We start from the raw sequence: 14,807 nt of genomic DNA on the forward strand, positions 1-14,807 counted from the left end.
TGTTCCTAATTTTTACGCTTCCCAAGGAGCAGTTCCTTCTACTTTAAGACCCATACTACGAGCAGTACCTGCAACCATGCGCATACCTGCTTCAACTGTAAATGCATTCAAATCAGGCATTTTAGTTTCGGCGATCTCTTTAACTTGATCCCAAGTAACAGAACCAACTTTCAGACGGTTAGGCTCAGAAGAACCTTTCTTCAACTTAGCAGCGTTCATCAAAAGAACAGCAGCTGGCGGAGTTTTAACAACGAATTCAAATGACTTGTCTGAATAGTAAGTCACCAATACAGGCAATACTTGACCTGCTTTGTCTTGAGTTCTCGCATTAAATTGCTTACAGAACTCCATGATGTTGATACCCTTACTACCAAGCGCAGGTCCAACCGGTGGCGAAGGATTCGCAGCACCTCCCTTAATTTGCAGTTTTAAATAACCGGCAATTTCTTTAGCCATTTTTCTAACTAATCTTGTTTTTCAACTTGAATATAATTCAACTCAACAGGTGTGTTACGACCAAAGATCTTCACCATCACCTTGAGTTTCTTTCTTTCGTCATAGACTTCTTCAACGACCCCGGTAAATCCACTAAATGGACCATCCATCACCGTCACTGGCTCATTCACCAAGAAGACTACATCTTCACGAGGATTTTCCTCCTCAACTTCTTCAGATTCCTGACCGATACCTAAAATTCGATTGATTTCCGCTTCACGAAGTGGAACGGGAACCGAATTAGCTCCAGCAGAATCTCCTAAGAAACCGATTACACCAGGTGTACTTGTTACGATGTGCAGCGCTTCCCCATGAGAAAGGTCAGCTGACACGATCACATAACCAGGGAAGTGGTTACGCTCACGAACGCGTTTCTTACCGTTACGCATCTCGTAAACTTTCTCACTCGGAATAAGAACCTCGGCTACGAAATCCTCTAATTTATGGCGTTGAATCTCTGTTTCCAGATACGCCTTTGCTTTTTTCTCTTGTCCACTTACTACGCGGACAACATACCATTTCAACTCGCTACTCATCAGTTACCTTTTGCGTAATTAGAAATTTCCGTAGAAAAATTTCATCAGGCTGTCAAAGGACAGGTCCATCGCACCAATTAAGGCGGTAAACACCAAACAACCCACAATCACAAGGATTGTAGAGTTTTGAAGCTCACCATAAGGAGGCCAAGTCACTTTTTCACGCATCTCAACGTAAGACTCACTGATAAATGTTTTCAATTTCAACATAACCTGAAAAATTAAAAAATTAGCACGGGAGGTAGGACTTGAACCCACAGCCAATGGTTTTGGAGACCACTACTCTACCAATTGAGCTACACCCGTGTAAAAAGCGTCCCACACTAAAGCGGGACGCAAATTTAAATATTTATTATCAAGTGTGCAATATCTATTCCAAAGAATATTATTGACACTCAGATATTAAATTCTTAGTCCAAAATCTCAGTTACCTGACCTGAACCTACAGTACGTCCACCTTCACGGATCGCGAAACGCAAGTTCTTCTCAAGAGCGATTTTGTTAATCAAAGATACTTCGATAGTAACGTTATCACCAGGCATAACCATCTCAACACCTTCTGGCAACATGATCTCACCAGTTACATCCGTTGTACGGAAGTAGAATTGTGGACGGTATTTGTTAAAGAATGGAGTATGACGTCCACCTTCTTCTTTTGACAACACATAGATCTCAGCTTTGAAGTGAGCATGTGGAGTTACAGAACCAGGCTTAACGATTACCATACCACGTTTGATGTCTTCTTTAGCAACACCACGAAGCAATAGACCTACGTTGTCACCAGCCAAACCTTGATCCAAGATCTTACGGAACATCTCAACACCAGTAACAGTTGAAGTCAAGTCTTCAGCACCCATACCCAAGATCTCTACAGGATCACCAGAGTTGATAGTACCACGCTCGATACGACCAGTAGCAACAGTACCACGACCAGTGATCGAGAATACGTCCTCTACAGGCATCAAGAAGTCACGGTCAGTCAAACGCTCAGGCTCAGGAATGTATGAATCAACGGCAGCCATCAATTCTTCTACAGTCTTAACCCACTCAGGCTCGCCATTCAATGCACCCAAAGCAGAACCTTGAATTACAGGAATATCATCACCTGGGAAGTCATATTCAGACAACAACTCACGAACTTCCATGTCAACAAGCTCAAGAAGCTCTTCGTCATCTACCATGTCGCATTTGTTCAAAAATACAACCAATGCAGGTACACCTACCTGACGAGACAACAAGATGTGCTCACGAGTTTGTGGCATAGGACCATCAGTAGCAGCTACTACGATAATCGCACCATCCATTTGAGCCGCACCAGTAACCATGTTCTTCACGTAATCGGCGTGACCAGGACAGTCAACGTGCGCGTAGTGACGGTTTTCAGTTTGGTACTCAATGTGAGAAGTATTGATCGTGATACCACGTTCTGCTTCTTCTGGAGCGTTATCGATAGAACCGAAATCTCTTTGCTCTGCAAGACCTTTTCCAGCCAATACACTAGAGATTGCCGCAGTCAAAGTAGTTTTACCGTGGTCAACGTGACCGATAGTACCGATGTTAACGTGCGGTTTCGAACGGTCAAAGGTTTCTTTAGCCATGTTTCTAAATCCTCAGTTTTGTTATTTAATATATAAAAGAGTAATCGTTTTTAGCGTTCACCAAAATTAACGCTCGCTTAAGTCAAAAAGACGGAAGTGAACGATTGGCTGTCGACAAATCGAAAGTGAATTGCGAAAGACAAAATAAATATTGGCTCAACAAACGGAATGCAAAGGTAGATGCTTTTTTTCATTTGTCAAATAAAAACGACAAAATTTAAAAAGGTTAAACCTTTGATTTTTAGCAGCCTGAATGCATTCGTTTGATTTGTGTGCAAATATATGGTTATTCTTCCGTCCTTTCACCATTATTTTTCAATAATTTTTGGTTCTTTTCACTTGATTGTACTTCAAGGATTATTTCCTGCAAACCATTAAAGGACAAAAAGTTCAAACTTTGAAAAGCAACCATTCTGGTGAAGTCATCTTCTGAGTTTATTGCAAGATTTTTGAGTCTTTGTGCCCCAGCCCGCTGATCTTTCTCTGGGGCGTTCATCAATAACTCACCGTAATATTGAATCAGGTACCAAAGCTCCTGATTTTCTGAATCATCGATTTTTTCCTCAAACCACCCTTTTTTATCCACCATACTGTTCTCAGCGTAGTAACTTGCCACTGCGACCACCATGTTAAGGTCTTTTTCGCCAGCAAACTGCTCGACAACCTCATTAGCATCGGACGGATGACTTCTTACATAGCCCATCAGCGCAGTGCCGCGCACCTGATAGGAAGGGTAAGACAGGTTTCTTTTGAAGAGCATTCTGTATTCCGCTGCTGCGTCCTCACCGAGCACCCACATTGCGGAACTCCGCACTTCATTGTCTGTATCGTGTTCTGCCAAATCTGCAACCACTGCCAAATAGGCTTCTTTCTCCTTAACAGAACTTGTTGATATATGGTTCAGTGCCCAATCCCGAATATAACCTACCGAATCTTTCAGCGCCTGATGATATACCTGGACATCAATATCGAGGGAATCAACCTGCAGCTGATCTATGTTTTCGAGGGCAGAAATTCTTGCGATGGCATTTTCTGCTTTTTCGTATTGGTACGTCCATTCCTTTTCAGATTTTTCATGCTTGACCACACCTACCAAATGCTGCTCAGGGTCTACCAATACCAAATCCGGCTTGGCTCCTACTGAAAACTTAAACACCTGCTGCTCATCCTCAAGCACAACCTGATGTATTGATTTCTGACCATTAGCCCAAACATCAACCTCCAAAGGCAAGCGGTAAAGCGGTGTTTTATCAAAATCCTGGGTCTGCGTCATGGTCACTACAAGCTCACCCGCCTCATATGTTTGATTCACTTTCAAAATCGGATGTCCTGCGGCATGAAACCACTGATTGAAAAACCAGCTCAAATCCTGCCCAGTAACCTCTTCAAATGCCAATCGCAACTGTGCAACCTCAGCATTTTTATAGGCGTGTTCGGTTAAATATAAATTCAGCCCCTGATAAAATGCCTTTTCACCAATTAAATCCTCCAGCATTTTCAATATCAGCCCTCCCTTAGAGTAAGAATGCGCATCAAACATATCTTCCCTGTTTTTATACTGATATCTAATCAGCTTCTCCTGTTTGGTCGCGGCTTCAGCGAGATAGGACTGCAACTCTGAGTAATTATGATAATCTCCTTCAGCTTTACCATACTTATGTGCCAACCATTCTGCTTCACTAAAATTGGCAAACGCCTCATTCAGCGGCAGGTTTGCCCAAGATTCGCAGGTCACCAAATCCCCGAACCAATGATGAAATAATTCATGGGCAATAATATAGTCCCAATTATAGTCCTTCAGTGCTATTGAATCTACATTCAGCTGATCCATAAATACCGAGGCCGTGGTATTTTCCATAGCACCAGACACAAAATCACGAACTACAATCTGGTCATATTTTGGCCACGGAAAAGGGTAATTCAGCTTTTTGGAGAAAAACTCGATCATCTCTGGGGTATTACCAAAGATCTTCTTCGCATAAGGTGCGTAATCCCGCTCCATCCAATAATTGACTGGAATATTTTTCCAATGGTCTTCAACTTTCACAAAATCACCCACAGCGACCATGAAAAGATATGGCGCATGGGGCTGATCCATTTTCCAATAATCCGTGCGCGTTCCATCAGAATTCTCCCGAGAATAAATCAACACCCCGTTGGACAATGTCTTATAACGCTTATCAACCGTTAAATACATCTCTTCGGTACTCTTCTGATTTGGACTATCGATGGTCGGGAACCAGCGACTGTTACTTTGGGTTTCACCTTGTGACCAAATTTGTTGCGGAACCCCTACACGGCTACTGTCAGCATTAATAAAATAAAGTCCTTTATCATCTTTTATTGCCTTACTGCCTTCCGATGGCTGATCATAAGGGTGAGCGATATAATTAATTCTAAGCTTCACCAACTCATCCTTACCATATGCACGAGGCAATGTTACCTTGAGCTGGCTACTGTCATAATCAAAATCAACGTCAGTCCAATCGTCGCCCACTTTCAACTTCACCCAATTCAGGGTAAAGCCAACAGCGTCAAGTGTTACCTCTTTTTGATCATAAAAATGTGCTTTCAAATCCAAGGCAGCCTCCCCTATCACGGCCTTCTTCGCCCAATCAAAAGACAAATCCAATCGGGTATGTAATAAATCGTGTACCTTTGTTCGCGCAGCCTGATAGCGTGGCTGCTTGCGCAGGGTATCTGTAAGAACAACGGGAGCCTCCTGAACAGCAAGAGCAGGTGGATCTGCCTGATGCGGCATGGCAGACTGATGAGGAGCGACTGACTTACAGCCAAATGAAAATACGCCGACCATCAGCAATAATCGAGGAACGGATTGAAGAAACTTTATTTGCATGTGGCAAATATTATTATTTTTATTAAAAGTAAATACAAAGTAAGTTCTGTTTCTCAAAAATCTTTTCAATCAGACATTTTATGCCTGCTGTATTTTAGGAATCGGCCTTGTACTCCCGTATATTTGTCTGATTTATTTGACAAGTGCCAGTCCTTATGAAATACAAAAGAATTCTTTTAAAGCTAAGCGGTGAAGCATTAGCAGGAGCAGACAAACACGGTATCTCTCCAGAACAACTGATCCAATATACACAAGATATTAAAGCCGCTTTGGATAAAGGGGTGGAAATTGCAATCGTTATTGGCGGTGGCAATATCTTCCGCGGAATCCAGGCTGAAAAATCAGGTGTGGACCGTGTTCAGGGTGACTACATGGGTATGTTGGCCACTTTAATCAATGCCATGGCGTTGCAGAGTGCCTTGGAAAACCAGGGAATCCAAACCCGATTGATGTCTGGTTTACAAATTAACCAAGTCTGCGAACCATTTATCCGTAGAAAAGCAGTTCGTCATCTTGAAAAAGGACGTGTTGTCATCTTTGGAGCAGGGATTGGTAATCCTTATTTCACAACGGACTCCACAGCCTCTTTGAGAGCTGTTGAAATCGAAGCTGATGTTGTATTGAAAGGAACGCGTGTAGACGGTGTTTACACTGCTGATCCTGAAAAAGACCCTGAAGCACAAAAATTCAACAATATTTCATTTGCTGAAGTTTATAAACGTGGATTGAACGTGATGGACATGACCGCCTTTACGCTATGTAAAGAAAATGGCCTGCCAATCATTGTTTTTGACATGAATAAAAAAGGCAATTTGGAAAGATTGGTGACTGGAGAAGATATCGGAACATTAATTTCAGACAAATAATAATACATACTCATGGAAGAGATCGAATTTTATTTGGAAGAAGCCAAAGAAGGTATGGAAAAAGCCATTAATGCCGTAGCGCATGAAATGACTAAAATCCGTGCAGGAAAAGCTTCTCCACAGATGCTTGATGGACTGACTGTAGAATATTACGGATCAGTAACTCCTCTTAATCAAGTTTCTTCTGTTACAACTCCAGATGCTCGTTCTTTAGCGATCAAGCCATTTGAAAGAAACTTAATCAATGACATCGAGCGTTCGATTATCAACTCTGATCTGGGATTGGCGCCAATGAACAATGGTGAAATGATCCTACTCACTATTCCTCCTTTAACTGAGGAACGCCGTAAGGATTTGGCTAAACAAGCAAAAAACGAGGCTGAAAATGGTAAAATCCGTGTTCGCCGCGTTCGTCAGGAAACTAACGATGCTTTGAAAAAGCTGAAAAATGATGGTGCATCTGAAGATATGATCAAAGATGCTGAGGACTCAGTTCAGAAGCTTACCACTGCATATTACGCCAAAATCGAAGAGGTTTATGCGAAGAAAGAAAAGGATATCATGACGATCTAATGATATGCTTTATTCTTGAAGCAAAAACAGCTGAGGCCAAACCTCAGCTGTTTTTTTTGTCCGAAAATTTTTTAGCGCAAAAAAAATCCATGTCTATAATAAACATGGATTCCTTTGGTATTATTTTAATAGATTCTTAAAGGTGAATCACCTCATCATAAGCCGCTGCGGTAGCTTCCATCACTGCTTCCGACATTGTTGGATGAGGGTGAACAGCCTTCAATATTTCATGCCCTGTTGCCTCAAGCTTACGTGCAGCAACAACCTCTGCAATCATCTCAGTAACGTTAGCGCCAATCATGTGGGCACCTAACCACTCCCCGTACTTCGCATCAAAGATTACTTTCACGAAACCTTCACTTGCTCCAGCCGCTTTTGCTTTTCCAGATGCCGAGAATGGGAATTTCCCTACTTTAATATCATAACCAGCATCCTTGGCTGCCTGCTCGGTATAACCTACCGATGAAACCTCAGGCGTACAATATGTACATCCAGGAATGTTTTTGTAATCCAATGGCTCTGGGCTGTCACCTGCAATTTTCTCTACACAGATAATACCTTCCGCAGAAGCTACGTGCGCCAAAGCTGGGCCATGAACGATATCACCAATAGCATAAACACCAGGGATATTTGTACGGTAGTAATCATCTACAATCACTTTACCACGGTCGTACATCACACCAACATCTTCCAAACCGATGTTCTCCAAATTGGTCGATACACCAACTGCAGAAAGGACTACATCAGCCTCAATAGTCTCTTCACCCTTAGCCGTTTTCACTGTAACTACACAGCCTTCTCCTGAAGTATCTACATTTGTTACTTCAGACTTGGTTTTGATCTTAATGCCTTTTTTCTTGTACTCACGCTCCAACTGCTTCGAGATATCTGTATCCTCTACAGGAACGATTCGGTCCATAAACTCTACAATTGTTACTTCTGTACCAATTGAGTTATAAAAATAAGCAAACTCAACACCAATAGCACCAGAACCTACCACAACCAATTTCTTTGGCTGAGTTTCCAATGACATCGCCTGGCGGTAACCGATAATCTTTTTACCATCAATCGGCAACGAAGGCAACTCACGCGCACGGCCACCCGTCGCAAGAATAATATGGTCAGCACTGTATTCAGTTACAACACCATCTGCAGCGGTAACCGCTACCTTCTTGCCTGCAACCAATTTACCCGTACCGTTGATTACATCAATTTTGTTCTTCTTCATCAAGAACTGCACCCCTTTGCTCATGCTTTCAGCAACACCACGAGAACGCTTCACCATTCCTGTAAAGTCTGCTGTGGCATCACTTACCGAGATTCCGTAATCTGCTGCATGTTGAATGTATTCGTAAACCTGAGCTGATTTCAAAAGCGCTTTCGTTGGAATACACCCCCAGTTCAGGCAAATACCTCCTAAGTTTTCCTTTTCAACGATTGCTACTTTCAAGCCAAGTTGAGAAGCGCGGATTGCAGCTACGTATCCACCAGGACCGCTACCTACAATAATTACATCATGTTTTGCTGACATCTTATATTAGGGTATAGTTATTCGATTAGATTTGATTTTGCGAATTTATAGGTTAAGTCAATCCATGCCAACAAATAAAACGATAAATATCATCTTTTTTTATTTTTTTTATTGGATAACAGACGATAACACTAATTTAACGCCACAAATATCTTTAAAAAATCAATATTGATAATCGGCTTGAAAAAATCAAATCCCCCGTAATTAGTTTCTTTTTTCCGAAGATTTCTAAAACTTGAAATTCTATGCCTATATTTGAGCTCATTTAGATTCTCGAAATCAAGAAAATAAAAAATAAATACATGAAACTTTTAGAAGGAAAAACAGCCCTTGTAACGGGTGCTTCCAAAGGAATCGGTCGGGCAATCGCCCTTACTTTTGCCGAGCAGGGTGCTAATGTCGCTTTCACATACCTTTCAAGTGTTGAAAAAGGGCAAGCTTTAGAGGCTGAATTAGCCGAAAAAGGTGTTCAGGCAAAAGGTTTCCGTTCTGATGCTTCAGACTTTGCTGCTGCAGAGGAATTGATCAACGACGTAGTTTCGACATTTGGCCGCTTAGATGTATTGGTGAACAATGCGGGTATTACAAAAGATGGTTTGCTGATGCGAATGAACGAAGAACAATTCGACCAAGTCATTCAGGTAAACCTAAAATCTGTTTTTAATACTGTAAAAGCAGCTACACGCCAATTAATGAAACAAAGAGGTGGATCGATTATCAACATGTCATCTGTTGTCGGTGTGAAAGGGAATGCTGGTCAGGCAAACTACGCAGCCTCAAAAGCAGGTATCATTGGCTTTACTAAATCTGTTGCTTTGGAATTAGGCTCAAGAGGCATTCGTGCAAACGTGGTTGCTCCTGGCTTCATTGAAACCGAAATGACTGCCGCATTGGATGAAAAACAAGTTCAAGGCTGGAGAGATGCTATTCCTCTAAAACGCGGTGGCGCTCCAGAAGATGTTGCAAACACTTGTGTTTTCTTGGCATCAGATATGTCAGCTTACACAACTGGGCAAGTTTTTCAGGTAGATGGTGGTATGCTTACCTGATCTACAAAATTCTTAAAAAAAAGAGCGACCGATTCGGTGGCTCTTTTTTTATGCAAAAACTTTCCCTTCTCGTAGATCATCAACTTTTTTTTGCATTTTTATCAGAAAATAAAAGGTACATTACGTAAAAACATTGACGGCCATTTTTTTCTGGCACCCAATTCTCAACCCATAAATTCTGTTCATGGAATCAATTCAGGTTCAACTGCCCATTTCTGCCTGGTGGCTCATTCCAGCCTTATTTTTAGGCTTACTTTACGCATACCTACAGTATAAACACCCTCAGCGTTTCTCCAAACCTGTAAGAAATGTATTGGCGGTCTTTCGATTTATGATTGTTACTGTTCTTGCTTTTTTACTGATGAATCCACTGATCAAAACGGTCAGTAATAAAACAGAAGCGCCAAGTATGGTCATGCTACTCGATGCCTCCACGTCAATCAATGACTACTCCGACTCCCTTAATCTCGAAAAGAGTATCAGAGCGCTCTCCAAATGGAAAGATCAGTTAGAAAATCTGGGCTTTAAAATAGATGTGCAGGATTTGGAAGGCAATCACCTGAGTAACTTACAAGAAGTACAATTCTCTGAGAATGCCACAAATTTATCCAATGCACTCCAAAGTGTAAAAACCAGTTATGAGGGCCGCAATTTAGCGGGTATTTTACTGCTCAGTGATGGGCTTTATAATCAAGGTATTAATCCTACTTACCTCAATTTAAATACCCCATTATATATTTTGGGAGCAGGTGATACTATTCCCAAGAATGATTTAGGAATAAAAAAATTACGATTTAACAAGGTCGTATATCAGGGCAATCAGTTTTTGCTTCAGGCTCAGGTTGAGGCTTTCGGTTTTATGGGAAAAACAGCTAACATCAGGCTAATCCATAGCGGAAAGGTCATTGCTCAGCAAAAAGTCGCCATAGAAAAGGACCGCGATTTATTGGACGTTGACTTCAAAGTAGATGCTAAAGAAAAAGGGTTACACCGATATCAGGTTGAAATTGTTCCCATCGATGGTGAATTCACGACTAATAACAATAAAAAGCAGGCTTATATTGAAGTCATTGAAGGAAAGCAAAAAATAGTCTGTATAGCTTATGCACCACATCCCGACCTCAAATTTTTACGATCAATCATTGAAGAAAATAAAAACTATGAGTTTGAGCTAAAATATATCAACAGCAAGACGGCACTCCCAAAGTCACCTTTTGACCTGGTCATATTCCATCAAATTCCCAACAAGAAGAACTTAGGCAATGCGCTGATCGCCACTGCAGAAAAAAGAAATATTCCAAGCCTATTCATGACAGGCAATACTACGGATTTCAATCAATTGAACAAGCTGAATAAAGCCCTTACTTTAGTTGGTTACCGAGGACAAAAGGATCAAGTTTTTGGAAAGTACAATAACAGCTTTTCCTTATTCAACCTTTCCTCTGATTACCAAGGGATTATTTCATCATTACCTCCACTTACTGTCCCTTATGGTGAAGTTGCTTTGAAAGGCGCAAGTCAGACGGTCATTTTTCAACAGATTGGTGCTGTTACTACCGAAAAACCCGTGTTGGCGATAAACACTTCTGCAGGAAGTCGAAGTGCTACATTTATAGGTTCTGGCTTGTTTCGGTGGAAGCTGAAAGAATTTGCTCAACATGGAGAAGTGGTTGCTTCAAGCGAACTCTTTAAAAAAGTGTTACAGCTGCTTTCCAAAAAAACAGACAAAAGGCAATTTAAATTTTACCCACAAAAAAATGAATACTGGACAAATGAACAGGTTGTGTTTCAGGCAAACTTGATGAATGAACTTTTTGAGCCCATTTACGACCTGCCTATTCAACTGACCCTAACTCATGAAAATAATGCTGTTCAAAACTACGAATTTGTTCCAGGAAAAAACAATAATCGTTTCAGGGTAAAAAATTTACAGGAAGGGCTGTACCAATACAAGGCTACAGTTAAAATTAATGGAAAGCAGTTCATTAATAAAGGGGAGTTACTGATGAAAAAACAAGAGTTGGAGGCGCTGCAAATTACCGCAGACTTTGACATGCTGAGACATCTTGCTCACACCAATAGAGGTGGCTTCCAAAGTATAGATAACTTTAATCCACAACAATGGACTCCCGCACAAGCACAGGGCCGTATTTATTCTGAAGAATCTTTCAGGCCGCTTATCGACCTTAAATGGATCTTGCTGTTATTTGCCATTTTATTAACTGCTGAATGGTTCTTACGAAAGCTCAATGGCAGCTATTAATTTGACCGTCTTTCTGAAGATGATTTAAAAAAGGCTTCCCTCATTTAGGACTACTTGCTAAAAACACATCCACCAACCACCAGCGTTCTATTTTGAGAGCGTGATTTCCCTCAGATTAATGATGCGAACTTAATGAGACGAGACTCAACAAAAACACTACTGATCTCATTAAATTTCGAAAATAAGCTTTTCTTAAGAGCGCGTGACATTCCGTTGGTCTCTTGCATTTGACAAGATAAAATCATATCCCGTCAGTTCAAATACAATAAAAGTGCCCTCTGAGTCAAATTTTACTGGAGTAGCCTTCCATTAAAAGGACCTGAGTGTCATTCATTTTCAAACATAAAAAAAGTGAACAACGAAATGCTGTTCACTTTTTTATATTATGGGATATTTACTTCTTTATTCTTCTTCAGGCGAATTCACTGGCTTGCGAATCTCAAGACTTAATTCTTCCTCTTTGTCTTTATGGTCTGCTACAATCACATCACCATCAGATAAACTTCCTTTCAGAATTTCCTCTGCTACGGCGTCTTCCAAATATTTTTGGATTGCCCGATTCAACGGACGAGCACCATATTGTGGATCATAACCTTTATGAGATAAGAAATCTTTAGCCGATTCCGTCAGTTCAATACTAAAGCCAAGATCCTCAATTCTCTTGAAAAGCTTATGCAATGAGATATCAATAATCTGATGGATATCCTCCCTTTTCAAACTGTTGAATACAATCACATCATCCAATCGATTTAAAAACTCAGGACTAAATGTTTTCTTCAAAGCATTTTGAATCGTGGATTTCATATGGTCATCAACTCCTTCACGTTTTGCCTGAGTGGCAAAACCAACACCAGAGCCGAAGTCTTTCAACTCACGGATACCAATATTTGAAGTCATGATGATAATGGTATTTCGGAAGTCAACCCGACGCCCCAAACCATCTGTCAAGATACCGTCATCTAAAACCTGCAAAAGCAAATTGAAGATATCTGGATGTGCTTTCTCGATTTCATCTAAAAGCACCACAGAATAAGGTTTACGACGAACTTTTTCCGTTAACTGTCCACCTTCTTCATAGCCTACATAGCCAGGAGGCGCTCCAACCAATCGAGATACCGAGAATTTCTCCATATACTCAGACATATCAATCCGAATCAAAGAATCCTCTTTATCGAACAAGTAAGTGGAAAGTACCTTCGCAAGCTCTGTTTTCCCAACACCCGTAGGCCCCAAGAACACAAATGAACCAATTGGCTTTTTAGGATCCTTCAAACCTACACGAGTACGCTGAATTGCTTTGGTCAGCTTGCCAATCGCCTCGTCCTGTCCAATAACTTTTCCTTTGAGTTCATCACCCATACCTACCAACTTGAGGCTCTCATTTTGAGCAACTCTCTTCGTTGGTACGCCTGTCATCATTGCAATAACTTCGGCAACGTTATCTTCATTAACAGTATATCTCTTAGTCTTCGTTTCCTCTTCCCAAGATGCCTTAGCCTTGTCCAGTTGTTCGATCAATTTTTTCTCATTATCGCGCAACTGAGCGGCTTCCTCATACTTCTGGGACTTAACAACGCGGTTTTTTTCTACCTTGATATTCTCAATAGCATCTTCAAGTTTCAGAATTTCATCTGGCACATGAATGTTATTAATATGAACACGTGCACCCGCTTCATCCAAAACATCAATTGCTTTATCCGGCAAAAAGCGATCACTGATATATCGATCCGATAATTTTACACAAGCCTGAATAGCCTCTGGTGTATAATTAACGTGATGATGCTCTTCATATTTAGATTTGATATTATTCAAAATCTCCATGGTTTCCTCTGGCGTCGCAGCATCGACCATTACTTGCTGGAATCGACGAGCCAAAGCTCCATCCTTTTCAATATACTGACGATATTCGTCGAGGGTAGTCGCTCCAATACATTGTATTTCTCCACGTGCAAGGGCAGGTTTGAACATATTCGAAGCATCCAGCGAACCCGAAGCTCCTCCAGCACCAACAATCGTGTGAAGTTCATCAATAAACAGGATAACATCTGGAGATTTTTCCAATTCATTCATGACCGCCTTCATTCGCTCTTCGAACTGACCACGGTACTTGGTTCCTGCTACTAAAGATGCCAAATCCAACGTCAGCACACGTTTGTCAAACAACACACGTGAAACTTTTCGCTGAATAATTCGCAAGGCAAGACCTTCCGCTATTGCGGTTTTACCTACACCAGGCTCCCCAATCAATATAGGATTGTTTTTCTTTCGACGACTCAGAATCTGCGCAACACGCTCAATCTCTTTGTCTCTTCCTACGATCGGGTCTAATTTGCCATCTTCAGCCATTTTAGTCAAATCTCGACCAAAATTGTCTAATACTGGGGTACGTGACTTCTCGTTTCCTTTTGAGTACTCCTTGCTACTTCCACCACCAACTCCACCACTGGAAGTACCTGCAGAACCGAAAATTTGTGGAGTCTCAGGATTTTTGGTCTCATCTGACTCTCCTAAATTTCTGTTTTCCATATGATACTCAAGTAATTCTTTAACTACGTCGTAATTAACATCAAATTTCTCTAAAATTTGTGTCGCTATATTATCCTCATCACGCAATATTGAAAGTAGTAAATGCTCGGTACCTATGAGCTGTGACTTAAAAATCTTAGCTTCAAGATAAGTGATCTTTAATACTTTTTCAGACTGCCTTGTTAACGGAATATTTGTCAGGTTTTTCACGTTACTCAGGGCGGTGCCTTTCGTTGACTGCTCAACTGCTTGGCGCAATTCCTCTAAAGTAACACCTAATTTTTTGAGCAAGTGCACCGCAACCCCCTCACCCTCACGGATGATACCGAGGAGAAGATGCTCGGTACCGATATAATCATGCCCGAGTCTCAGGGCTTCCTCTCTACTCAGGGAAATAACCTCTTTTACTCTATTTGAAAATTTTGCTTCCATACCTATGGGGTTTGGCGGTTTAAGCGTTAAATGGATAATTATTTTTCGTTTCTCTTATTCTCATTAAAACGGAATAAAAAT

At 41.1% G+C, this 14,807-nt stretch carries 11 protein-coding genes and 1 tRNA gene; 4 read left to right on the plus strand and 8 right to left on the minus strand.

The window, feature by feature from the left end; translation table 11 throughout:
- Nucleotides 1-12: 12 nt before the first annotated feature.
- From rplK to AABK40_RS12045, 6 genes are all read right to left on the minus strand, one after another.
- Nucleotides 13-456 (minus strand): 50S ribosomal protein L11, encoded by a 444-nt coding sequence (rplK, locus tag AABK40_RS12020; RefSeq protein ID WP_332921328.1) that lies wholly within the window; start codon nucleotides 454-456, stop codon nucleotides 13-15.
- 8 nt (nucleotides 457-464) lie between these two features.
- Entirely contained in the window at nucleotides 465-1,031 is a 567-nt protein-coding gene (nusG, locus tag AABK40_RS12025; RefSeq protein WP_332921329.1) for a transcription termination/antitermination protein NusG, read from the minus strand.
- 18 nt (nucleotides 1,032-1,049) lie between these two features.
- Nucleotides 1,050-1,241: a preprotein translocase subunit SecE gene (secE, locus tag AABK40_RS12030; RefSeq protein WP_332921330.1), complete on the minus strand. Its 192-nt coding sequence runs from the start codon at nucleotides 1,239-1,241 to the stop codon at nucleotides 1,050-1,052.
- A gap of 23 nt (nucleotides 1,242-1,264) precedes the next feature.
- A tRNA-Trp gene (locus AABK40_RS12035) sits at nucleotides 1,265-1,337 on the minus strand.
- A gap of 104 nt (nucleotides 1,338-1,441) precedes the next feature.
- Nucleotides 1,442-2,629 carry an elongation factor Tu gene (tuf, locus tag AABK40_RS12040; RefSeq protein WP_332921331.1) on the minus strand — a complete coding sequence of 396 codons (1,188 nt, stop codon included), beginning with the start codon at nucleotides 2,627-2,629 and terminating at the stop codon, nucleotides 1,442-1,444.
- A gap of 286 nt (nucleotides 2,630-2,915) precedes the next feature.
- Nucleotides 2,916-5,486, minus strand: coding sequence for a M1 family aminopeptidase (locus AABK40_RS12045; protein WP_338397159.1), 2,571 nt, complete (start codon nucleotides 5,484-5,486; stop codon nucleotides 2,916-2,918).
- Between the two features lie 155 nt (nucleotides 5,487-5,641).
- Between AABK40_RS12045 and pyrH the strand changes: the two genes are divergently transcribed.
- Together pyrH and frr are read left to right on the plus strand one after the other, a co-directional pair.
- Complete coding sequence (gene pyrH / locus AABK40_RS12050; RefSeq protein WP_332921333.1) at nucleotides 5,642-6,352, plus strand: UMP kinase; 711 nt, start codon at nucleotides 5,642-5,644, stop codon at nucleotides 6,350-6,352.
- Between the two features lie 12 nt (nucleotides 6,353-6,364).
- Nucleotides 6,365-6,925, plus strand: coding sequence for a ribosome recycling factor (frr, locus tag AABK40_RS12055; RefSeq protein ID WP_332921334.1), 561 nt, complete (start codon nucleotides 6,365-6,367; stop codon nucleotides 6,923-6,925).
- Between the two features lie 136 nt (nucleotides 6,926-7,061).
- On the opposite strand, the gene lpdA is transcribed toward frr, so the two are convergent.
- A complete protein-coding gene (gene lpdA / locus AABK40_RS12060) occupies nucleotides 7,062-8,456 on the minus strand; it encodes a dihydrolipoyl dehydrogenase (protein WP_332921335.1) in 1,395 nt (464 codons plus the stop codon).
- A gap of 302 nt (nucleotides 8,457-8,758) precedes the next feature.
- Here lpdA and fabG point away from each other — a divergent pair, with 302 nt between their 5' ends.
- Both fabG and AABK40_RS12070 read left to right on the plus strand, forming a co-directional pair.
- Nucleotides 8,759-9,505, plus strand: coding sequence for a 3-oxoacyl-[acyl-carrier-protein] reductase (gene fabG, locus AABK40_RS12065; protein WP_332921336.1), 747 nt, complete (start codon nucleotides 8,759-8,761; stop codon nucleotides 9,503-9,505).
- A gap of 184 nt (nucleotides 9,506-9,689) precedes the next feature.
- Complete coding sequence (locus AABK40_RS12070) at nucleotides 9,690-11,768, plus strand: hypothetical protein (protein ID WP_338397160.1); 2,079 nt, start codon at nucleotides 9,690-9,692, stop codon at nucleotides 11,766-11,768.
- 402 nt (nucleotides 11,769-12,170) lie between these two features.
- On the opposite strand, the gene AABK40_RS12075 is transcribed toward AABK40_RS12070, so the two are convergent.
- Nucleotides 12,171-14,726 carry an ATP-dependent Clp protease ATP-binding subunit gene (locus AABK40_RS12075; protein ID WP_332921338.1) on the minus strand — a complete coding sequence of 852 codons (2,556 nt, stop codon included), beginning with the start codon at nucleotides 14,724-14,726 and terminating at the stop codon, nucleotides 12,171-12,173.
- Between the last annotated feature and the right edge of the window lie 81 nt (nucleotides 14,727-14,807).

Origin of the sequence: Persicobacter psychrovividus (assembly GCF_036492425.1) — a bacterium.
Lineage (GTDB): Bacteria > Bacteroidota > Bacteroidia > Cytophagales > Cyclobacteriaceae > Persicobacter > Persicobacter psychrovividus.

Coding starts and splice junctions, on each gene's coding strand:
- rplK (WP_332921328.1), bottom strand. CDS start 456: ATGGCTAAAGAAATTGCCGGTTATTTAAAACTGCAAATTAAGGGAGGT.
- nusG (WP_332921329.1), bottom strand. CDS start 1,031: ATGAGTAGCGAGTTGAAATGGTATGTTGTCCGCGTAGTAAGTGGACAA.
- secE (WP_332921330.1), bottom strand. CDS start 1,241: ATGTTGAAATTGAAAACATTTATCAGTGAGTCTTACGTTGAGATGCGT.
- tuf (WP_332921331.1), bottom strand. CDS start 2,629: ATGGCTAAAGAAACCTTTGACCGTTCGAAACCGCACGTTAACATCGGT.
- AABK40_RS12045 (WP_338397159.1), bottom strand. CDS start 5,486: ATGCAAATAAAGTTTCTTCAATCCGTTCCTCGATTATTGCTGATGGTC.
- pyrH (WP_332921333.1), top strand. CDS start 5,642: ATGAAATACAAAAGAATTCTTTTAAAGCTAAGCGGTGAAGCATTAGCA.
- frr (WP_332921334.1), top strand. CDS start 6,365: ATGGAAGAGATCGAATTTTATTTGGAAGAAGCCAAAGAAGGTATGGAA.
- lpdA (WP_332921335.1), bottom strand. CDS start 8,456: ATGTCAGCAAAACATGATGTAATTATTGTAGGTAGCGGTCCTGGTGGA.
- fabG (WP_332921336.1), top strand. CDS start 8,759: ATGAAACTTTTAGAAGGAAAAACAGCCCTTGTAACGGGTGCTTCCAAA.
- AABK40_RS12070 (WP_338397160.1), top strand. CDS start 9,690: ATGGAATCAATTCAGGTTCAACTGCCCATTTCTGCCTGGTGGCTCATT.
- AABK40_RS12075 (WP_332921338.1), bottom strand. CDS start 14,726: ATGGAAGCAAAATTTTCAAATAGAGTAAAAGAGGTTATTTCCCTGAGT.